Raw genomic sequence first — 21,422 nt, 5'->3', positions numbered from 1 at the left:
CTTCGTCACCGCCCCGCGGACCTCGGCCGGGGCGCCAGCGCTATGCCGTCGTCGCGGCGAACCACCAGCCCCGTCATTTCGAGTAGGGACAACCGGCGCAGCACCGTACGCAGGCTGAGGCCGGCGGTCGCGGCCAGCTGGTCAGCACTCGCCGTGCCGCGCCGCGGCACCGCCTCCAGCACCAACGCCGACTCTTCGTCCAGTGTGTCCCGATCGTGCTCCCGGCCGCGCGGTGGATCCGCGTAGTACTCGCCGATCGAACCGACCTCCTCGAGAACCTGTTGGAGGTTGGTGACCAACCGGGCCGCCGGGTCAGCCCGCAACAGCCGGTGGCAGCCGACCGACATCGCCGAGCTGATCGGACCGGGTACCACCATGGCCTTGCGCCGCAGCGACAACACCCGGCCCATGGTCTGCACCGCACCGCTGCGCGCCGCCGCCTCCACGACGACGGCGCCGACCGTCGCGGCCGCGATGACGCGGTTGCGGATCAGGAAGCGGTGGCGCAGCGGATCGCTTCCGGGTGGCCACTCACTGACCAGCAGCCCGGTGTCCGCTATCCGCTCGAAGAGGGCGGTGTTGCCCACCGGATACGGCCGGTCGACCCCGCACGCCAGCACGGCGATGGTGAGCCCACCCGCCGCCAGCGCCGCCCGGTGCGCCGCCGCGTCGATCCCGAACGCGCCACCCGACACGACGGCCCACCCGTGCTCGGCGAGCCCGTACGCGATGTCCGTGGTCACGTGGACTCCGTAGCCGGTTGCGGCGCGGGCACCCACCACCGCCACCGACCGGTGGAACGCCTCGTCCAGTGGCTGGGCGCCGCGTACCCACAGACACAACGGCGGCCGGACGTCGTGGCCGATGCGGCCCCCGCCGTCGAGTTCCAAAGTGCCCAGTTCCTCCACCCGCCGGGGCCACTCCGGATCGGCGGGCACCACCACCCGCGCTCCCAGGCGCTCGGCGCGGCGCATCGCCGCCTCGGCGAGCCGCCGCGGGTCCCCACTGGCGGTACGCGCGAGGACCGCGGCGCGCAGGGCGGGGTCGGGGATGTCACCGGAGAGCAGACGAGCGAGGGCCGCGGGTGCCCCCTCGTTGCGGGTCATCGTCCACACTGTGCGGTTGCCCGGTTCGGCCAGCCAGGTGAGGGCGATACGCGCCATCCTGTCCTCGTCGGGACCCGGTGGGCGGGCGGCCGGGGCCGGGCCGTCGGGCGGGTTGCCGTTCATCGAACTCCTTCCGTGGACCGCACGATGTCGATCTCGCCCATCCTCAGTTGGGCCGCCTCGTGCACGTCTGTGCCGTTCGGCCGGTCGCGGCCGTCGAGGTCGGCGATCGTCCAGGCGAGCCGCAGTACCCGATCGAACCCGCGCGCGGACAGCGCGCCGCGGTCCAGGCTGGTGCGCAGGGCCTGGGTGTCCCGGGGCGGCAGACGCCAGGGCGGGCGCCGCAACTGCGCGCCGGGCACCTCGGCGTTGACCCGCCAGCCGTCGCCCGACCAGCGGGCCGCCGCGGCGTCGCGGGCGCCCGCGACCCGCGCGGCGACGGCGCCGGAGTCCTCTACCGGGCCGCCCGTGCTCATCAGTTGCGCGGCGCTCAGGGGACGCAACCCGATCTGGATGTCGATGCGGTCGAGCAGCGGGCCGGAGAGCCGGCCGAGGTAGCGGCGCCGGGTCGACGGCGAGCATTCGCAGAGCTGGTCGCCGGCGGGGCTGGCACAGGGGCACGGGTTCGCGGCGAGGACCACCTGGACGCGGGCCGGGTACTCGGTGCTGCCACGGGCCCGGGCCAGCACTACCCGGCCGCTCTCCAGGGGCTGCCGGAGCGCCTGCAGCGTCGCGGTCCGGAATTCCGGGGCTTCGTCCAGGAACAGCACTCCCCGGTGGGCCAGCGACAACGCACCGGGCCGGGCCAGCCCGGTGCCGCCGCCGACCAGCGCGGCGAGGCTGGCGCTGTGGTGCGGGGCCTGGAACGGAGGCCGCCGCACCAGGCGGCCGTCCGGCGGCAGCACGCCAGCAATCGACTGCAGGGCGGTCACCTCGAGAGCCGCGGCGTCGTCCAGCTCCGGAAGGACCGATGGGAGCCGCTCCGCCAGGAGGGTCTTGCCGGCGCCGGGCGGACCGAACAGGGCGAGGTGGTGCCCGCCGGCGGCGGCGACCTCGATGCCGTACCGGCCCATGCCCTGACCCACGACGTCGGCCAGATCGGGGCCGGGCCGGTGCGGGGCGGGTGGGACGTCGGGCGGGTCGAGCAGGGGAGCGGCCCCACGGACGTACGCGACGAGCCGGTGCAGCGAATCCACCGCCCGCACGGTCACGCCGGGCACGACGCTCGCCTCGCGGGCGTTCTCAAGCGGGACCACCACCCGGTCGATACCGGCGCGGGCCGCCGCGGCCACCATCGGCAGTACCCCGCGGACCGGGCGTACGGCGCCGTCGAGGCCCAGCTCACCCAGCAACACGACGCCGTCGAGCGCGGCGAGCGGCAACTCGCCCGCGCCGGCCAGCAGTGCCGCGGCGATCGCGACGTCGAATGCGCTGCCCTGCTTCGGCAGGGTCGCGGGTAGGAGATTGACCGTGATCCGCCGGTTGGGCCAACGCTGACCCGAGTTGACCACCGCGGCACGGACCCGGTCGCGGGCCTCGTGCAGCGCGGCGTCGGGCAGGCCGGTGAGCACGAGGGCGGGCAGCCCGGCAGACAGGTCCGCTTCCACCTGGACCACGTGTCCGGTCATCCCGGAGAGGCCCACACACAGCACCCGGGCGTAGCTCATCTCGCCGCCACCTAGAACGCCGCCCGGATGTGCTCGACGCGGGACGCTCCGCGCGGCTGCGGCGCGACCGCGACCACGTCGAAGCGCACCTCGCGGGGGCGCAGCGCACCCTGGGCCAGCCATCGTGCGGCCAGCCGACGGAGGCGGCGCACCTTCGTCGGCCCGACCGCCTCGCAAGGCGTGCCGTAGCTGTCGCCGCGGCGGGTCTTCACCTCGCAGAAGACCACGTCCTCGCCGTCGCGCAGGATCAGATCGACCTCGCCGTCGGCGCACCGCCAGTTGCGTGCCAACACCACCAGGCCCTGGTCGGTCAGGTAGCGCTCGGCGAGCCGCTCGCCGTACGCCCCGACCGCCTGTCGCTGTCTCGTCATGGCGGCCACGCTGCCGGAGCGCGCGTCGCGACGCGTGCGTGCCTGTGGACGGAGCGTGGTTGTGGACAGGGCGATGGCCGGGCCCTGGCAGTGATATACGCCCGCCGGTGGCATCGGGGGCCGGTCGTCACCTACGGTGCAGAACCGTGGATGGACAACGCCGCTACGCCGACGACCCCGAGCCACCGGGCTGGTACTCCGGACCGCGTTCTACCAGCGGCTCCAGCGAACACGGCCGAGCGGACGGCCCAGACGCCGCCGCCGGCTACGCCCCGTCGAACGGCATGGACGCCCCGGGCGGATACGGCTCGGCGGGTGCCAGCGGCGGTCCCGGCGGGTTCGGCTCGGCGGGTGCCAGCGGCGGTCCCGGCGGGTTCGGCCTGGCGGGCGGCAAGGACGGTTCCAGCACCTACGGCCTGGCGGGAAGCAACGACGGTCCTGGCCTCTACGGCGGGCCGGGTGCCGCGGCTGAGACCGCCGGGCCTGGCGGCGGGTTCCGGCTCCCCGGGCAGCGCTCCGCCGACGAGCGGTACGGAATCGCCGCGGCGGACCCGGTGACCTCGACCGGGGGGCACCCCCGCCCGGTGGCCGAACCGGCGCTGGAGCCGCTGCGCATGCCGGTCCGGGGCCCGGAGTTCCCGCCGGTGCGGTCGACCGGAGGGCTGGGCGCGGCCGATGAGCCCGCGAGCCTCGCGCCGAGCCTCGGCGGGACCCCGGATGCGGGCGAACGGACAGGTGTCATTCCGTCCCTGGGCGCCTCCGCCGGCGCCCGGATGGGCGCCGACCCGGTGTACCGCACCCGCCGCCCGGTCTCGGCCGTGGTCGTCGGCCTGGTGACCCTGGTGCTCATGGTGCCGGTGGTGCGCTTGCTGGCCCATGCCACCTTCGCCGAGGAGGTGTCCGCGGGTTCGGTCGTGCCCGCGGTGCTGTTGACGCTGGGCCTGCCACTGACCGGGCTCGGATTGTTCGCGCTGGCCGGCGGTGGTCGCCCGGAGAACCGGGACGCCTGGTTGCGTCCGCCGGTGGTCTACCTGCCGGTCGGCCTGCTGCTCGTGTTCGCGGCCGCGCTCGCCGCCGCCTGATCTGTCGCCGGCCCGGACTTCTGGCGTTTCGGGACTCAGGGTTGTCCGGCTACTGGCGGGCGCCAGTGCACCTGCGGAAACGGGCGAATCGGCGCACCCCCGGCCGGGCGGCGCGCCCGGTACCGCCCGGCGTATGCTGGACGACGGCGACCGCCCCGCGCGGTCGACCTCGCGTGCCCTCCGCCCGCACCGGCTCAGGTGAGCACCCCTCACCCGACCGGCCTCCGGGCGGCGGCGGCCCTCCCTGGTCCCGATCCCATCGGGCCCACCCACGGCCGACGACCGGGCGCCAGGACGCCTACCGCCGGTGGGCGTGTCAACCAGGGATTACAGGGAGCAACCCACCATGGCCGTCGTGACCATGCGTCAGCTGCTGGAAAGCGGTGTCCACTTCGGGCACCAGACCCGGCGCTGGAACCCGAAGATGAAGCGCTTCATCTTCACCGAGCGTAACGGCATTTACATCATCGACCTGCGCCAGACGCTCGACTTCATCGAGAAGGCGTACAGCTTCGTGCGCAGCACGGTCGCCGACGGCGGCACGGTGCTCTTCGTCGGCACCAAGAAGCAGGCGCAGGAGGCGATCGCCGAGCAGGCCACGCGCGTCGGCCAGCCGTACGTGAACCACCGCTGGCTGGGCGGCATGCTGACCAACTTCCAGACCGTGTACAAGCGGCTGCAGCGCATGAAGGAGCTCGAGGCCCTCGGTGACCTGAGCGGCACCGCCGCCGGGTACACCAAGAAGGAGACCCTGCAGCTCTCGCGCGAGAAGATCAAGCTGACCAAGACCCTGGGCGGTCTGCGCGACATGACCCGGGTGCCGTCGGCGATCTGGGTGGTCGACACCAAGAAGGAGCACATCGCCGTCGACGAGGCCCGCAAGCTGGGCATCCCGGTCATCGCGGTGCTCGACACGAACTGCGACCCGGACGAGGTCGACTTCCCGATCCCGGGCAACGACGACGCCATCCGCTCCGCCGAGCTGCTGACCAAGGTCGTCGCCAGCGCCGTCGCCGATGGCCTGATCGCCCGCTCCGGCCGTAACCGGGGCGACGCCGACGCCAAGCCCGAGGCCAACGCCGTCGCCGCCGGCGAGCCGCTGCCCGAGTGGGAGCGCGACCTCTACGAGGGCGCGGAGAAGAAGGCGGACGAGGCCCCCGCCGCCACGGCCGAGCCCGTCGCGACCGCCGCGGAGTAACGCGAGAACGCCGGGCCCCGCCGGGGCCCGGCGTCCCACCAAGACCGGAGATTCGAAGAGAGAGTCATGGCCAACTACACCGCCGCGGACGTCAAGAAGCTCCGCGACCTCACCGGCGCCGGCATGATGGACTGCAAGAAGGCGCTCGAAGAGTCGGACGGTGACTTCGACAAGGCCGTCGAGTTCCTGCGCGTCAAGGGCGCCAAGGACGTCGGCAAGCGCGCCGGGCGCACCGCCGCCAACGGCATCGTCGCCCACTCCGGCGCTTCGCTGCTCGAGCTGAACTGCGAGACCGACTTCGTCGCCAAGACCCCGGACTTCGTCGCCTTGGCGCAGCAGCTGGTCGAGTACGGCGACCAGAACAAGGTGGCCGACGCCGCCGCGCTGCAGGCCGCCACGCTGGCCGACGGCAAGGGTGTCGCGGACGCGATCCAGGAGTACTCCGCCAAGATCGGCGAGAAGATCGTCCTGAACCGGTTCGCGACCGTCGACGGCACCGTCGCGGTCTACCTGCACCGCAAGGCGCAGGACCTGCCGCCGCAGGTCGGCGTGCTGGTCGGGTACAGCGGCAAGACGGACGAGGCCGGCGACGCGGACGCCCGCGGCATCGGCATGCAGATTGCCGCGATGCGGCCGAAGTACCTGACCCGCGACGAGGTGCCCGCCGAGGTCGTCGAGTCCGAGCGGCGCATCGCCGAGCAGACCGCGCGCGAGGAGGGCAAGCCCGAGCAGGCGCTGCCCAAGATCATCGAGGGTCGGGTGAACTCCTTCTTCAAGGACTTCGCGCTCCTCGAGCAGCCGTCGGTCGTCGACAACAAGAAGACCGTCAAGCAGGTCGCCACCGAGGCCGGGATCGAGATCACCCGGTTCGTCCGGTTCGAAGTCGGCCAGGAGTAACCCGCGACCGACGCAGTCGAAACTGGGGGAGGCCGGGTCCGCGTTCTGCGCCCGGCCTTCCCGTCACATAGGGTCTCTGGCGAAGCGAAGGGAAGGCGGGTCGCATGACGATGGTGACCGAGCAGGCTGTTGGCATCGACGACGCGCCGGCCCCACCGCCGGGGCGTACCCGGCGGGTCATCCTCAAACTGTCCGGTGAGGTCTTCGGCGGCGGTGCCGTGGGCGTCGACCCCGACGTCGTGCAGGGCATCGCGCGGCAGATCGCCACGGTCAGCCGCTCCGGGGTCCAGGTGGCGGTGGTCGTCGGCGGCGGCAACTTCTTCCGCGGTGCCGAGCTGCAGAAGCGCGGCATGGACCGGTCCCGCGCGGACTACATGGGCATGCTCGGCACGGTCATGAACTGCCTGGCGCTGCAGGACTTCCTGGAGAAGGAGGGCATCGAGACGCGGGTGCAGACCGCGATCACGATGGCCCAGGTGGCGGAGCCGTACATTCCCCTGCGCGCGATCCGGCACCTGGAGAAGGGCCGTGTGGTGATCTTCGGGGCCGGTGCCGGTATGCCGTACTTCTCCACCGACACGGTCACCGCGCAGCGTGCCCTGGAGATCCACGCCGATCTGGTGCTGATGAGCAAGAACGGTGTCGACGGCGTCTACACCGCCGACCCGCGTACCGACCCGAGCGCCCGCAAGCTGGATCACATCACGTTCGACGGCGTGCTCAAGGAGGGGCTGCGGGTGGCCGACCAGGCCGCGTTCAGCCTGTGCCAGGAGAACGACCTGCCGATGCTCGTCTTCGGCGCCCAGGGCGACGACACCATCATCCGGGCCGTGAGCGGCGAGAAGATCGGTACGTTGATCACCACGTGATCCCGCGCCACATCCACCACCGGTCAGCTACACCAGGACAAGCAAGGAGGCGACGGAGCAGGTGATCGACGAGATCCTCTTCGAGGCCGAAGAGAAGATGGAAAGCGCGGTCGAGCACGCCAAGGAGGAGTTCGGCGCGATCCGCACGGGCCGCGCCACCCCGGCGATGTTCGCGAAGATCGTCGTCGACTACTACGGCGCACCCACCCCCGTGCCACAGATGGCCTCGATCGGCATCCCCGAGCCGCGGATGGTGATCGTCAAGCCGTACGACAACTCGCAGCTCGGTGCGATCGAGCGCGCGATCCGCGACTCCGACCTCGGGGTGAACCCGAACAACGAGGGCACCCAGCTGCGCATCCACCTGCCGCAGATGACCGAGGAGCGGCGCCGCGAAATGATCAAGGTGGCGCGGCACAAGGCGGAGGAGGGCCGGATCGCCATCCGCAACGTGCGGCGCAAGGCCAAGGAGCAGCTGGACCGGCTCGTCAAGGACGGGGAGGCCGGCGAGGACGAGGGCCGCCGCGCCGAGAAGGAGCTCGACGACCTGACGCACCGCTACGTGTCGATCGTCGACGAGCTGGTCAAGCACAAGGAAGCAGAGTTGCTCGAGGTCTGATGTCGTACCTCGAGCCCCGCGGTGGGCATTCACCCTTCGGCGGCCGGTCGCCCGAGCCCGACGTGGTGGCGCCCTACGCCTTCGATGAGCCCGCCGCGGCGCCCGACCCGTACGCGCGCTACCGCAAGCCGGCCGAATCCGGATCCCCGGAAGACGGCTGGCCGCAGACACCCGGCGACGCATCAAGCGGTCCGAGCACAGGCGGCTTCGGCTCGGCGGGCGTCGGTTCGGGCGGCTTCGGCTCGGCGGGCGGTGGATCGGGCGGGCCCGGCTCGGGCGGGCTCGGCTCGGGCGGGCTCGGCTCGGCAAGCGGTGGATCGGGCGGCCTCGGATCGGCGGGCGGCGGGTCCGCGTACGTGAATCCGGGGTGGAATGACGACCTGTCGGCGCCGGACGGCGACGAGCCAGAGCCGCCCCGGCGCCGGGGCCCGGGCCGCCGCCGCGCCCGCCGCTCGGGCGCGCCCGTGCGGCCCCGGGAGACCGCCGCCGACGGCGGGGCGCCGCCCCCGGCGAAGCCGGGTGGGCGGGCGGGCCGCAACCTGCCCGCCGCGATCGGTGTGGGCGTCACCCTCGGGGCGATCGTCCTGGGCTCGCTGTTCTGGCCCCCCGCGTTCCTTGCCGTGGTCGCGGCGGCCGCGTCGGTCGGGGTGTGGGAGATGGTCCGCGCGGTCCGTGCGGCGGACGCCCACCCGCCGCTGCTGCCGCTGCTCGCAGGCACCCTGCTCATGGCCGGGCTGGCCCAGTTCGCCGGGCCGGACGGACTCACCCTCGGCCTGCTCGTGACCGTGGCGGCCGCGCTGGTGTGGCGGCTCGGCGAGGGCGTCAGCGGCTTCCGGCGCGACCTGACCGCGATCGTGCTCATCGCGGTGTACGTGCCGTTCCTGCTGGGCTTCGGCGTGCTGGTGGTCCAGCCGGACGACGGGCCCTGGCGGGTGCTCGGGACGCTGATCGCGGTCGTGCTCTCCGACACCGGCGGCTACGCGTCCGGGGTGTTCCTCGGGCGGCACAAGATGGCCCCCAGCATCAGCCCGGGCAAGACCTGGGAGGGTTCCGCCGGGTCCGTGGTGGCCGCCGCGGTCGGCAGTGCCATCTGGTTCGCGCTGCTGATGGACGTGCCGCTGGGCTGGGGGGCGCTGTTCGGCGCCGTGATCTCGGTGGTGGCGATCACCGGTGACCTGGCCGAGTCCATGCTCAAGCGCGACCTCGGCGTCAAGGACATGAGCAACCTGCTGCCCGGCCACGGCGGCCTGATGGACCGGCTGGACTCCATCCTGTTCGCCGTGCCCACGGCATATGTGCTGCTCTCGCTCATCGCGCCGCCGGGGTGAGCGGTGCCCGGACGTGTGCCCCGCCGTGGGAGACTGGACTGGCCATGACGATGCTTCCGGTCATCCCGACCAGCCCCGATACGCCCGACGCGGTGACCACCCGCCGGCGGCCCAGCATGCCGCCGCGCCACCTCGCGGACCTCGACCTCGCCGGTCGGCGGGAGGCGGTCGCCGCGCTGGGACAGCCCGCGTTCCGGGCCAAGCAGCTCTCCACCCACTACTTCGGCCGCCTGGTGCGCGACCCGGCCGCGATGACCGACCTGCCCGCCGGCGAGCGGGACCGGCTCACCGGTGACCTGCTGCCCACGCTGCTCACGCCGGTCCGTGAGCAGGCCTGCGACGCCGGGGCGACGCGTAAGACCCTGTGGCGGCTGCACGACGGCGCGCTGGTGGAGAGCGTGCTGATGGGCTACCCCGACCGCGTGACCGCCTGCGTGTCGAGCCAGGCCGGGTGCGGCATGGCGTGCCCGTTCTGCGCCACCGGCCAGGCCGGGCTGACCCGCAACCTGTCCGTCGCCGAGATCGTCGACCAGGTCGTCTACCTGGCGGGGGTGGCCGCGTCCGGCGCGGTCACCGGCTCACCGCCCCGGCTGTCCCGGGTCGTGTTCATGGGCATGGGCGAGCCGATGGCCAACTATCCGCGGGTGATCGAGGCGGTTCGCCGCCTGACCGCGCCCGCGCCCGAGGGGCTGGGGCTCTCGCAGCGCCACATCACGGTGTCCACGGTCGGCCTGGTGCCCGCGATGCGCCGGTTGATCGCCGAACAGCTGTCTGTGACCCTTGCGTTGTCTCTGCACGCCCCCGATGATGATCTGCGCGATGAGCTAGTGCCCGTCAACCAGCGCTGGAAGGTGGCCGAGGTGCTCGGAGCCGCGTTCGACTACGCGGCGCAGACTTCTCGCCGGGTCTCCATCGAGTACGCCCTGATCAGGGACGTAAACGATCAGCCCTGGCGCGCCGACCTGCTGGGCAGGCTGCTGCACAGCAAGCTGGCGCATGTGAACCTCATCCCGCTGAACCCGACTCCGGGTAGCAGGTGGGATGCCAGCCCCAAGCCGGTCGAGCGGGAGTTCGTCCGGCGCCTGCGGGCGGCCGGGGTGCCGACCACGGTTCGCGACACCCGGGGCAGGGAGATCGACGGCGCCTGCGGCCAGCTGGCCGCGAGCGAGCTGACGGTGGTGGACGCTGGGGGCGCCGCCGCCGAGGCGGAGGTGGCACAGTGACTGGGGCGAGTTCCCAGCAGACGAAGTGGGAGACGTTGTGACGAGTCAGGGGCAGCGTTTCCGGCGGCGCGCGCTGCGGCGCGGCTACAAGGTCGACGAGGTCGACAGCTTCCTCGACCGCGTCGAGGCCACCCTGGCGGGGGAGCCCATCGGGGCGCCGGTCGGCGCCCAGGAGGTGCACGACGTCGTCTTCCGCGTGCGCTTCGGCGGATACGACGAATGGCAGGTCGACCTGCACCTGGACCGCGTCGAGCGGCAGCTGGCCGAGTTCGAGGAGCGCGGCGGGCGCGGCGCGGACCCCCGCATGGCGCCGGACTCGATGCGCGACCGGATGACCAGCACCGGCACGATGGCCCCGGTGGACCGGATGGGCCCCGGCATGGGCCGCTCCGCCCCGCCCACCGAGCGGCTGCCCGCCCCGACACGCGACGACCGGATGCAGGACGACCGGATGCGCGACGACCGGGGTTACGACGACCGGATGGCGCCACCGCAGATGCCGCAGCGCCAGCAGATGCCCACCGGGCCCGGGCCGGACCCGTACGGCAGGTACGACGAGCCCGCGTACGGCCAGCAGCAGCAGCGGTACGGCGGTGGCCCGGCCGGTTACGACACCGGCGCCTACGACGCGTACGAGCCGGGCCGGCACGGCAAGGCCGACATGACCGCCGAGATCCGGATGCCGGAGCGCGACCGTGGCGGGTACGGCGGCCCCGCGCCGATGAGCGCGCCGCCGATGTCCAGCGCCCCGATGAGTGGCCCGCCCATGGGTGGCCCCCCGATGGGTGGCGGGCAGGGCGGCCCCGGTGGGGAGCTGTACCGGGTGGATCAGCTGCGCCGCACGTTCCAGCCGCGCCGCTTCGGCAGCGGGTACGACCCGATGCAGGTGGACCGCCTGTTCGAGAGCATCCTGCAGGCGATGTCGGGCCGCGGCCCCATGCCGGTGCCCGAGAACGAGCTGGACACCCTGCAGTTCGGGCTGGTCCCGGGCGGGTACTTCGAGGCCGAGGTCGACGCGGCGCTGCGCGAGGTCAAGGACATCCTGCTGCGCCGCCGCTGAGACGCACGAAAAGGGCCCGCTCGCCGCGCGAGCGGGCCCTTTGCCGCGTACGGATTACTGGTCGTTGGGCTTGAGGCCGTTGCGGCGCAGCACCGTGTCGGCCACCACCGCCAGGACCAGCAGCAGCGCGATGATGAGGAGCCACAGGTTCTCCGTGTTGCCCTCGTGGTTGCCCCAGAAGAACATCACCATCACCGCGGCGGAGCCCAGGGCGCCGATCCGGGCCAACTTGCGGTTGCCCGGCTTGAGCTGGTCGGGCGCGTAAACCGGCTCTTCTGCCACCGTTCGGTCCTCCTGCTTCCGGCGATCACGTCTCGCCGCCAGTCTCGCACGGAGGCCACGGGCGTGACCGGGCAGCCCGGACGACGTGAGCGGCCAGCCCCGAGGGGGCGAGACGGCGGCCCGGACCGGGCGGCTCCGGGCGCGACCCGGCGGCCCGGACCCGGTACCGTCGACCCGGTCGGATTCACGGAGCGACGTCGGATTCACGGACGAGGTCGGATTCACGGGCAAGGGAGCAGGACGTGCGGATCACGGGCACCGGACACGCGAGCATGCGGATCGACACGGCCGCGGGCAGCATTCTGTGCGACCCGTGGGTCAACCCCGCCTACTTCGCGTCGTGGTTCCCGTTCCCGGACAACTCGCAGCTCGACTGGGAGTCCCTGGGCCAGGTCGACTACCTGTACGTCTCGCACCTGCACCGAGACCACTTCGACGCGGCGCACCTCAAGCGCTTCGTCAGCAAGAAGGCGACCGTGCTGCTGCCGGAGTACCCGACCAGCCAGCTCGAGGACGAGCTGCGTGACCTCGGCTTCACCAGCTTCCTGAAGACGAAGTCGGATGAGGTGCACGAGCTCGACGGCGGCCTCAAGGTGATGATCCAGGCCCTGATCAGCCCGACGGACGGCCCGATCGGCGACTCGTCGCTGTGGGTGGAGCACGACGGCATCCGGGTGCTGAACCAGAACGACGCCCGCCCCACGGATCTGTCCAGGTTCACCGAGCTGGGCCACGTGCACGCGCACATGCTGCAGTTCTCCGGCGCGATCTGGTATCCGATGGTGTACGAGCTGCCCGAGTCCGCGAAGCGGGCGTTCGGCAAGCAGAAGCGGGACCGCCAGTTCGACCGGACGTGGCGCTACATCGACGACCTCAAGGCGTCGCATGTGTTCCCGATCGCGGGCCCGCCGTGCTTCCTGGACGACGAGCTGTGGCAGTTCAACGACATCTTCGGCGACGAGGGCAACATCTTCCCCGACCAGGGCGTGTTCCTGCGCGAGTACGCGAAGGTGGGCGGCACCAACGGCATCGTGCTGCTGCCCGGCAGCGTGACCGAGCTGACCACCGACGGCGCGCAGACGTCCCACCCCACCGACGTCGACGAGTTCTTCGCGAACAAGCAGGCCCATCTGGAGGAGATGCGGGTCCGCAAGGCGCCGGTCATCGCGGCGGAGAAGGCATCCTGGCGGCACCCCGAGATCGACGTGCTGGGCGAGCTGAAGAAGCGGATCGAGCCCCTGCTGGAGGAGTCGATCTACCTGGCCAAGGGGGTCGGCGGCCCGGTTCGCTTCGACCTGGTCAGCTACGACGACGAGTCGGTCGAGTCGATCGTGGTGGATTTCCCGGGCAAGCAGGTCCGGCCGTATGCGGACGAGAAGGTGCGCTACCGGTTCCGCACGCAGCGGGAGCTGATCGAGCACCTGATCTTCATCGACGAGGGCGACTGGGTGAACTCGCTCTTCCTGTCCTGCCGCTTCTCGGCCGCCCGGATCGGCCAGTACAACGAGTTCGTGTACGCGTTCTTCAAGTGCCTGTCCGAGGAGCGCCTGCAGTATGCCGAGGGCTGGTACGACGAGCACCAGAAGTCCGTCGAGGCCGAGGACACCGTGCTGGGCGACTGGACCGTGCAGCGCCGCTGCCCGCACCTGAAGGCGGACCTGAGCCGGTTCGGCATCGTCGAGGGCAACGTGCTCACCTGCCAGCTGCACGGCTGGAAGTTCGACCTGCCCAGCGGGCGGTGTCTCACCAGCGTCGGCCATTCGATCCGGGCCGAGAAGACTTCCTAAAGAGGACATGTCGTAGCTGGGTCGGTGGTGCAGACCGTCGCTCCCGCCGAGACCGGGACGGGCGCTGGGGCGCCCGTCCCTGCCAGGTCCGTGCGTGGCTTTAGATCCCCAGGTCGGTGAGGATGCGCCGGGCGACGTTGTGGCCGGCGGCGCCGATGACGCTGCCGGCGGGGTGGGTGCCCGCGGAGCCGGCGTACAGGCCGTCTAGGCCGGTCGCGTACGGCATGCGGGCGTCGAATGCCACGGTGTTGTCGACATGGTGGATGTGGCCGCCGGTGATGCCGAAGCGCTCCTCGATGCCGGGTGGGGTGAGCGGCATCATGTCGGCTACCAGCGCGGAGGTGCCGGGGGCGTACCGGTCGCAGATGGCCAGCAGCTTGTCGACGAAGCCCGGGAGCGCCTCGTCCCAGGTGGTGCCGTCCAGCGAGTAGGGCACGGACTGCACGAACAGGGCCGACGAGTGGTGCCCGGCGTCGTCGCGCAGCGACTCGTCGACCGTGGTGTGCAGGTACCACTCGATGGTCGGTTCCTCCGGCAGCCGCCCGGCCTGGACGTCGGCCCACATGGCGCGCAGCGCGGCCATCGGGGAGTCCGCCTCGGCCAGGCCCGCCAGCCCCGCCGAGCCGGGCAGCAGGTGGATGGTCGAGCCGAACGGCGACGGTGCGCCCTCGGGCAGGCAGGAGAAGCGGGGCAGGTCGGTGAGCGCCAGGTTCAGCTTGAGCGTGGTGCCGGTCCGCTTGACCGCGTTCATCCGGGAGGTCAGGTCCTTCGGCAGCGCACCGTCCGGCACCAGCGACATCAGCCGGTACGGGTCGCAGGAGCCGAGCACCACACGGGCCGCGAGCTGGCGCCCGTCGGCCAGCACGACACCGCTGGCCGCGCCGCCGTCGACCGTCACGGCGGAGACCGGGGTGCCGGTGAGGATCCGGGCCCCGGCGGCGCGGGCCGCGTCGGCGAACGCGCGCGACACCGTGCCCATGCCGCCCTGGGCGATCATCCAGGTGCCGTCCGCGCCGGGCAGGCGGCACATGTTGTGCACCAGGAAGTTGTGGCCCGTGCCGGGGTCGTCGGGGCCCGCGTTGAGGCCGGACAGGCCGTCGGTGACCGCGTACATGCTGACCAGCAGTTCGCTCTTGAAGCCGAACCGGGACAGGTAGTCGGCGACCGAGCCGCGCACGAGGTCGATGAAGGTCGACTGCAGCTGCGGCCGGATGTGCCGGTCGGCGACCTGCTCGACCGACTCCGGCTCCTCCAGCCAGGCGGGGGCCAGGTCGGCGCGCAGCGCGGCGATCTCGACCTGCAGCGCCTCGTCGGCGGCGATGTCGCGCGGGGAGAAGAACTTCTGCATCTGCGCCCGGGTGGCCTCGCGGTCCGAGCCGAACAGCAGGTACGGCGCGCCCGGTCCGCCGGGGGTCGGCAGGAAGTAGTGCGGGTCGCGCCGCAGCACCGGGATGTCGATGTCGAGCGTGCGCAGCAGCTCGGGCGGCATGAGGCCCAGCAGGTACGAACCGGTGGACTGGCCGAGCCCGGGCACCCGGGGGAACGGGTGCTCCGTGCGGGTGGCGCCGCCGAGGGTCTGGTCCGCCTCGAGGACGACGACGTCGAGGCCGGCGCGGGCCAGCAGGACGGCGGAGACCAGGCCGTTGTGGCCGGCACCGATGATCACTACGTCGGCCCGGTCGGGCAGCACGGCGGGCGTCTGAGGGGTCATGGGGGCCGAGCCTAGCGCGTGATGCGCTGCAGCGTACGGGCCAATTCCGCCTCGAACAGGGGCTCCACGTCGGTCATCGCCCACTGCAACTGTCCGAATACCTCCATGGCGACGATTCCGTACAGGCGGGTCCAGGCGGCCATGAACAGGTACACGAGAGGTAGCGGAAACCGGTCACCGAACAACTCGAGGTACGGCTGGAACACCTCGCGCAGCGTCGGCTCGGACAGTCCCGGCGGTGGCTCGTCAGGCGGGCGGTTCCGCCAGATCTCGTCCAGGACGGTGAAGAAGGTCTCGCCGAATCGTGCCCCGGCTTCGTGGACCGGGCCACACACCATGCCGATCTGGGTGATGCCGGGTACGGGGCTGCCGAAGATCAGGGCGAATTCGGCGGGGTGGGCGAGTGACCAGCGACGGAAGCCGCGAGCCATGTGCCCGATGCGGATGACCGGGTCGGCCTCGGCGTACGCGACGGCGACCTGTTCGACCGCGGTGCGGAGTTCTTCAAATAGATCTGTGACGATATCTAGGACAAGGGCGTCGAGGTTGGCGAAGTAGCGGTAGATGGCGGGCGCGGTCAGGCCCATGTCCCGGGCGACGGCCCGCAGGGAGATGCTGGCGGGCCCGCCGGCGACGAGATGACGGCGGGCGGTCAGCTTGATCTCGGCGACGGTCTCCGCGCGCAGCCGCTCGCGGCGGCCGGGCGTGGTCGTCGTCATAGTTCGCTCCATTGACCTGGGTGAACGGTGTTTGCCAGAGTAAACAGCATTCACGATTTTAGCTATTACCGCCGCGACGGCAACGCGGCCCGGGGAGGACAACCATGTTCGGCTGGTGGGGACGCGCTGTCGTCCGGGTCCGATGGTGGGTGATCGCCGCCGCCCTGGCGCTGGTGGTGACCGGGGCCACCTGGGGTGCCGGGGTCTTCGGCGCGCTGACCGGCGGCGGTTACGCCGACCCGAACAGCGAGAGCAACCGCGCGGCCAAGACTATCGCCGCCGAACTGGGCCGCCAGGACCCCGGCGTGCTCGTCCTCTGGTCCAGTGACACCGCCACGGTGGACGACCCGGCGTTCCGGTCGGCGGTGGCCGCCCGGGTTGCCGCGCTGCGGGCCCGGCCCGAGGTGGCGGGCGTCACCAGCTACCTGGACGCGAAGGCGCCGGGCATGGTCAGCAAGGACCGGCATGCCACGTTCGCGGCGGTGCAACTGGCCGACGGGAGCGAGGACGAGAAGCTCGCGGCGTACCAGGCCATCGAACCGGAGCTGCACGCGCCCGGGCTGCAGATGAAGGCGGGCGGGCTCGCGGCGTTCGGGGCACAGGCCAACGCCCAGACCAAGGAGGATCTCACCCGGGCCGAGCTGTTCTCCCTGCCCGTACTCCTGGTGTTGCTGATCCTGGTCTTCCGCGGCCTGATCGCCGCGCTGTCGCCGCTGGTGATCGGCGGGATCGCGATCCTCGGCGCGTTCGTGGCGGTGCGCACACTGACCTACTTCACCGAGATCTCGGTCTTCGCGATCAACGTGATCACCCTGCTCGGTCTCGGCATGGCCGTGGACTACTCGCTGTTCGTGGTCAGCCGGTTCCGGGAGGAGCTGGCCAACGGGCGTGACGTCCCGGCCGCCATCCGGGCCACGGTCGCCACCGCCGGGCGTACCGTCGTGGTCTCGGGCCTCACGATCGTCCTGGCCCTGTCGAGTCTGCTGATCTTCCCGCAGCCCTTCCTCGGTGGCATGGCCATCGGCGGCATGGCCGCCGTGCTCATCGCGATGCTGGCCTCGCTCACCGTGCTCCCGGCCGTGTTGTCGCTGCTCGGGCACCGCATCGACATGCTGCGTGTGCCGCTGCCGCGCCTGCGCCGGGCCGTGCCGCGCCAGCGCGCCGCGGGTTCGGTCGCGGGTGGCAGCACCGCCTGGGCCAAGGTCGCGCACAGCGTGATGCGCCGCCCGGTGTTCTACGCGATCGGCGTGCTGGCGGTGCTGGTGGCGTTCGCGCTGCCGTTCGCCCGGGTCCAGTTCGGCGGCTTCGACGAGCGGGTGCTGCCCGCCGACACCCCGGCGCGGGTGGTCACCGAGACGCTCCGCACGGACTTCCCCGCCGCCGGGCAGAACCCGATCGACGTGTACGTCGCGGGCGCCCCGGCCGGGCCGTTCGCCACGACGATCGCCGGGCTGCCGGGGGTCACCGGTGCCCAGGTCACCGCGACCAGGGGAAACGCCTCGCTGATCACGGTCGGGTACGCCGCGGAGCCGACCACCGCGGCGGCGCGCGACGTCGCCGCGGCCATCCGCGACCTGCCGCCCCCGGCCGGGGCCACCGTGCTCGTCGGCGGGCGCCCGGCGATCGACCTTGACCTGCTGAACAGCCTCGGCGCCCGGCTGCCGTGGATGGCGCTGATCATGGCGGTGGCCACGATGGTGCTGCTGTTCTTCGCGTTCGGGTCGGTGCTGCTGCCGATCAAGGCGGTGCTGATGAACGTGGTCTCCATCGGCGCCTCGTTCGGCGTGGTGGTCTGGATCTTCCAGGACGGCCACTTCGAGAACCTGCTGCGCTTCGAGTCCACCGGCTACATCGAACCCAGCAACCTCATCCTGGTGCTGGCGGTGCTGTTCGGGCTGGCCACGGACTACGAGGTGTTCCTGCTCTCCCGGGTTCGCGAGGAGTGGGACGCCACCGGGAACAACACCACCGCGGTCGCCGCCGGTCTGCAGCACACCGGCCGGATCATCACGGCGGCGGCGCTGCTGCTCATCGTGGTGGTGGCGGGCTTCGCCACGGGCGGGGTGACCGTCATCAAGACCATCGGCGTGGGCATGATCGTGGCGATCATCGTGGACGCGACCCTGGTGCGGGCGCTGCTGGTCCCGGCGACCATGCGGCTGCTGGGCCGCTGGAACTGGTGGGCCCCGGGCCCGCTGGGCCGCCTGTACGCCCGGTACGGCATCCACGAGACGCCCCGGTCCGAGCCGGAGAGCAGCGACGTCGACCCACCCGAGCTCGGCTCGTCCACAGCCCGGTCGGACGGGGTCGCGGCGGTACGCTGACCCCGGCAGGATGCCCGGGAGGAGGTGAGTCCGATGGCCGCGCCCGCCCGGGAACCGTCGTTCGACATTCTCGGCACGCTCGATACGCCGTGGACCGCCCAACGCGCGCTCGACCTGCTGCCGGAACACCACGGGCCGAAGGTCGAGGTCTTCCGGGGGAGCGTGATCGTGACACCGCACGCCGGGTTCGACCACCAGGCGGCCGAGCGGCAGCTGGCGTTTCTGCTGCACCAGGCTGCCCGCCGGGCCGGTATGTGGGCGTACCCGGAGGTCAACATCGTGGCCGGGGATGATCTGTTCATCCCGGACTTCGTGGTGCTGCGGCGTTCGGGTGGCGGCCGGATCACCATGCCGATCATGGACGCGGTGCTGATGGGCGAGATCGTCTCCAGCGGCAACCGGCGCAAGGACGTCATCGACCGTCCCCGGGAGTACGCCGCCGCCGGCGTGCCGTACTTCATGCGTGTCGACTTCCGTAACCGGGTGCCGTCCCTGGTGCTGCACGAGCTGGCCGACGGCGAGTATCCGCCCGTGGTGGCGGCCGCCGCCGGCGGCACGTTCACCATGCGTGAGCCGTTCCCGTTCGAGATCGACCCGGGCGACCTGCTCGACGAACAGGACGAGCAGAACTGATCGGGCGGGCCGCGCGGCCGGCACTGCGGGGCCGGGCTGAGCGGCGCACACGTGCGGGCGTCGGGAAAGATGGAGCCATGCGCGACCTCGTCCTGCTCGGCTCCACCGGTTCGATCGGCACCCAGGCCATCGACATCGTGCGGCGTAACCCCGACCGGTTCCGGGTGGTGGGGATCGGCGCGGGCGGCGGCAACGTCGAGTTGCTGGCCGCCCAGGCGCTGGCGCTCGGCGTGGAGGTGGTCGGGGTGGCGCGGGCCAGCGCCGTCCAGGACCTCCAGCTTGCGTTCTACGCCCAGGCCCAGCAGCACGGGTACGCGACCGGCGACTTCCGGATCCCGAAGATCGTGGCGGGGCCGGACGCGATGACCGAGCTCGCCCAGTGGCCGTGCGACGTCGTACTCAACGGGGTGGTCGGCAGTCTCGGGCTCGCGCCGACGCTGGCGGCGCTGCGCTGCGGCCGTACCCTCGCCCTGGCCAACAAGGAGTCGCTGGTGGCCGGCGGCCCGCTGGTCAAGGCCGCGCTGACGCGGCCGGGGCAGATCGTGCCGGTCGACTCGGAGCATTCCGCGCTGGCGCAGTGCCTGCGCGGCGGCCAGCGCGGCGAGGTGCGGCGGCTGGTGCTGACCGCCAGCGGCGGAGCGTTCCGGGATCGGCGGCGCGCCGAGCTGGAGAACGTCACCCCGGAGGAGGCGCTCAAGCACCCGACCTGGGACATGGGCCCCGTGGTGACGATCAACTCGGCCACCATGGTCAACAAGGGCCTGGAGGTGATCGAGGCGCACGAGCTGTTCGACGTGCCCTACGACGACATCGAGGTCGTGGTGCACCCGCAGTCGGTGCTGCACTCGCTGGTCGAGTTCACGGACGGCTCGACCCTGGCCCAGGCCAGCCCGCCGGACATGCGGCTGCCGATCGCGTTGGCCCTGGCCTGGCCGGACCGGGTGCCGGAGGCGGCCCCGGCGGTGGACTGGACCCTCGCCCACAGCTGGGAGCTGCGGCCGCTGGACGACGAGGCGTTCCCGGCGGTACGGCTGGCCAAGGAGGCGGGCCGGGCGGGCCGGTGCCGTCCGGCGATCTACAACGCCGCGAACGAAGAGTGTGTGGCCGCGTTCGTGGCCGGTCGGCTACCGTTCCTGGGCATCGTCGAGACACTCGAGGCGGTTCTCACGGCGGCGCCCGCTTATGCGCAACCGGGTACCGTCGATGATGTGCTTGAGGCGGAGGCATGGGCGCGTGCCCAGGCTCGGCGGTTGATCGCGACTGGGGCAGAAGGAGCCTGATGCTGTACTGGCTGGGTGTGGCGGCGTTCGCGCTGGCCATCCTGATCTCGGTGAGCCTGCACGAGCTCGGGCACATGATCACCGCGAAGCGCTTCGGCATGAAGGTCACGAAGTACTTCGTCGGCTTCGGTCCGACGATCTTCTCGGTCCAGCGCGGCGAGACGGAGTACGGCCTCAAGGCCATCCCGCTCGGCGGCTTCTGCAAGATCGTCGGGATGACCCCGCAGGACGACGACGTCGCCCCCGAGGACCAGCCGCGCGCCATGTGGCGGTTCCCGGTGTGGAAGCGCACGATCGTCATGTCCGCCGGGTCGATCACCCACTTCCTCCTAGCCATCGTGGCGCTGTGGTTCGCGGCCGTCTTCGTCGGCCTGCCCAACCCCGACCTGAAGCTGCCCGAGACCGCGGCCGCCCAGCGCGCCGAGGTCGCGCGCATCCAGGTCGGCGACTGCATCCAGGTGAACCTCTCCGACCAGACGTGCGTCGTGGGCCAGAACGGGGCGCTCCCCGGCCCGGCCGCCGCGGCGGGGCTGAAGAACGGCGACGTGATCACCAAGGTGGGCGACACCACGATCGCCAACTACGGCCAGCTCACGGACGTGATCCGGGCATCGAAGGCCGGGCCGACGGTGTTCGCGTACACGCGCGACGGGGTGGCGGGCACCGCCACGGTGCAGCTGGCGCAGGCGCAGCGGCCGCCGCTGGACAACCCGCAGGGCCCGGTGAGCCAGGTCGCGGTGGCGGGCATCAGCTGGACGACGGACCAGCCCGCGCTCGTCACGTACGGGCCGGTCGAGGGCGTGAAGGCCACCGGCGACTTCGGCTGGCAGATGGTCGAGGGCACGTTCACGGCGTTCAAGAAGATCCCGGAGAAGGTGCCCGCGCTGTGGCACTCGATCACCGGCTCCGAGCGGGACCCGGAGACCCCGATCAGCGTGGTCGGGGCGAGCCGGTTGGGCGGCGAGGCGATCGCCGCGGGCGTGCCGCAGTACTTCCTGATGATCTTCATTTCGCTGAACGTCTTCATCGGCATCTTCAACCTGCTGCCGCTGCTGCCGCTCGACGGCGGCCACATCGCCATCGCCTGGTACGAGCGGGTCCGCTCCTGGCTCTTCGCCCGGCTGCGCAAGCCCGACCCGGGCCGGGTGGACTACTACAAGCTCATGCCCGTGACGTACGCGGTCATCCTCATCGGTGGGGCGTTCACGCTGCTGACCGTCACCGCCGACATCATCAACCCGATCTCGATCTTCAGGTGAGCACCAA

Annotated in this window: 19 protein-coding genes; 13 read left to right on the top strand and 6 right to left on the bottom strand. The window is 71.8% G+C overall.

The window, feature by feature from the left end:
- Positions 1–5 precede the first annotated feature (5 nt).
- Genes dprA through EV385_RS07325 form a run of 3 tightly spaced genes read right to left on the bottom strand, consistent with a single transcriptional unit; the run spans position 6 to position 3,144 of the window.
- Positions 6–1,229, bottom strand: coding sequence for a DNA-processing protein DprA (dprA, locus tag EV385_RS07335; protein ID WP_130508767.1), 1,224 nt, complete (start codon positions 1,227–1,229; stop codon positions 6–8).
- Complete coding sequence (locus EV385_RS07330) at positions 1,226–2,773, bottom strand: YifB family Mg chelatase-like AAA ATPase (protein WP_130508766.1); 1,548 nt, start codon at positions 2,771–2,773, stop codon at positions 1,226–1,228. The genes dprA and EV385_RS07330 overlap by 4 nt, the downstream gene beginning before the upstream one ends.
- A gap of 11 nt (positions 2,774–2,784) precedes the next feature.
- Positions 2,785–3,144: a YraN family protein gene (locus tag EV385_RS07325; RefSeq protein WP_130508765.1), complete on the bottom strand. Its 360-nt coding sequence runs from the start codon at positions 3,142–3,144 to the stop codon at positions 2,785–2,787.
- Between the two features lie 146 nt (positions 3,145–3,290).
- Between EV385_RS07325 and EV385_RS07320 the strand changes: the two genes are divergently transcribed.
- From EV385_RS07320 to EV385_RS07285, 8 genes are all read left to right on the top strand, one after another.
- Complete coding sequence (locus EV385_RS07320) at positions 3,291–4,226, top strand: hypothetical protein (protein ID WP_130508764.1); 936 nt, start codon at positions 3,291–3,293, stop codon at positions 4,224–4,226.
- A 346-nt stretch (positions 4,227–4,572) separates the two neighbouring features.
- Positions 4,573–5,424 (top strand): 30S ribosomal protein S2, encoded by an 852-nt coding sequence (gene rpsB, locus EV385_RS07315; protein WP_130508763.1) that lies wholly within the window; start codon positions 4,573–4,575, stop codon positions 5,422–5,424.
- A gap of 66 nt (positions 5,425–5,490) precedes the next feature.
- Positions 5,491–6,321, top strand: a complete 831-nt coding sequence (gene tsf / locus EV385_RS07310; protein WP_130508762.1) for a translation elongation factor Ts — start codon at positions 5,491–5,493, stop codon at positions 6,319–6,321.
- Positions 6,322–6,425: 104 nt separating this feature from the next.
- The gene (gene pyrH, locus EV385_RS07305; protein WP_130508761.1) at positions 6,426–7,190 is read left to right on the top strand and encodes a UMP kinase; all 765 of its coding nucleotides are present in this window, start codon (positions 6,426–6,428) and stop codon (positions 7,188–7,190) included.
- Positions 7,191–7,251: 61 nt separating this feature from the next.
- The gene (gene frr / locus EV385_RS07300; RefSeq protein WP_130508760.1) at positions 7,252–7,809 is read left to right on the top strand and encodes a ribosome recycling factor; all 558 of its coding nucleotides are present in this window, start codon (positions 7,252–7,254) and stop codon (positions 7,807–7,809) included.
- Positions 7,809–9,137 carry a phosphatidate cytidylyltransferase gene (locus tag EV385_RS07295; protein WP_130508759.1) on the top strand — a complete coding sequence of 443 codons (1,329 nt, stop codon included), beginning with the start codon at positions 7,809–7,811 and terminating at the stop codon, positions 9,135–9,137. Before frr ends, EV385_RS07295 begins: the two co-directional genes overlap by 1 nt.
- 44 nt (positions 9,138–9,181) lie before the next feature.
- Positions 9,182–10,360, top strand: a complete 1,179-nt coding sequence (rlmN, locus tag EV385_RS07290; protein ID WP_130508758.1) for a dual-specificity RNA methyltransferase RlmN — start codon at positions 9,182–9,184, stop codon at positions 10,358–10,360.
- 37 nt (positions 10,361–10,397) lie between these two features.
- A complete protein-coding gene (locus tag EV385_RS07285; protein ID WP_130508757.1) occupies positions 10,398–11,420 on the top strand; it encodes a DivIVA domain-containing protein in 1,023 nt (340 codons plus the stop codon).
- A gap of 54 nt (positions 11,421–11,474) precedes the next feature.
- Here the strand turns inward: EV385_RS07285 and EV385_RS07280 are convergent, their stop codons facing one another.
- Positions 11,475–11,702 (bottom strand): DUF2631 domain-containing protein, encoded by a 228-nt coding sequence (locus tag EV385_RS07280; RefSeq protein ID WP_130508756.1) that lies wholly within the window; start codon positions 11,700–11,702, stop codon positions 11,475–11,477.
- Positions 11,703–11,950: 248 nt separating this feature from the next.
- Between EV385_RS07280 and EV385_RS07275 the strand changes: the two genes are divergently transcribed.
- Positions 11,951–13,489, top strand: coding sequence for a Rieske 2Fe-2S domain-containing protein (locus EV385_RS07275; RefSeq protein WP_207230068.1), 1,539 nt, complete (start codon positions 11,951–11,953; stop codon positions 13,487–13,489).
- 100 nt (positions 13,490–13,589) lie between these two features.
- Here EV385_RS07275 and EV385_RS07270 read toward each other — a convergent pair whose 3' ends face one another.
- A complete protein-coding gene (locus EV385_RS07270; RefSeq protein WP_130508754.1) occupies positions 13,590–15,200 on the bottom strand; it encodes a phytoene desaturase family protein in 1,611 nt (536 codons plus the stop codon).
- 11 nt (positions 15,201–15,211) lie between these two features.
- Complete coding sequence (locus EV385_RS07265) at positions 15,212–15,919, bottom strand: TetR/AcrR family transcriptional regulator (protein ID WP_165449411.1); 708 nt, start codon at positions 15,917–15,919, stop codon at positions 15,212–15,214.
- A gap of 104 nt (positions 15,920–16,023) precedes the next feature.
- On the opposite strand from EV385_RS07265, the gene EV385_RS07260 reads away from it, so the two are divergent.
- The 4 genes from EV385_RS07260 (at position 16,024) to EV385_RS07245 (ending at position 21,415) form a co-directional block, all read left to right on the top strand.
- Entirely contained in the window at positions 16,024–18,243 is a 2,220-nt protein-coding gene (locus tag EV385_RS07260; protein WP_130508752.1) for an MMPL family transporter, read from the top strand.
- A gap of 33 nt (positions 18,244–18,276) precedes the next feature.
- Positions 18,277–18,876, top strand: a complete 600-nt coding sequence (locus tag EV385_RS07255) for a Uma2 family endonuclease (RefSeq protein ID WP_130508751.1) — start codon at positions 18,277–18,279, stop codon at positions 18,874–18,876.
- Positions 18,877–18,953: 77 nt separating this feature from the next.
- Positions 18,954–20,156 carry a 1-deoxy-D-xylulose-5-phosphate reductoisomerase gene (gene dxr / locus EV385_RS07250; protein ID WP_130508750.1) on the top strand — a complete coding sequence of 401 codons (1,203 nt, stop codon included), beginning with the start codon at positions 18,954–18,956 and terminating at the stop codon, positions 20,154–20,156.
- Positions 20,156–21,415, top strand: coding sequence for a M50 family metallopeptidase (locus tag EV385_RS07245; protein WP_130508749.1), 1,260 nt, complete (start codon positions 20,156–20,158; stop codon positions 21,413–21,415). Before dxr ends, EV385_RS07245 begins: the two co-directional genes overlap by 1 nt.
- Positions 21,416–21,422: the final 7 nt, after the last annotated feature.

The sequence above is a fragment of the Krasilnikovia cinnamomea genome (assembly GCF_004217545.1).
Classification (GTDB): domain Bacteria; phylum Actinomycetota; class Actinomycetes; order Mycobacteriales; family Micromonosporaceae; genus Actinoplanes; species Actinoplanes cinnamomeus.
The sequence above is the reverse complement of the archived record's forward strand: the minus strand, read 5'-3'. Positions and strand labels throughout refer to the sequence as shown.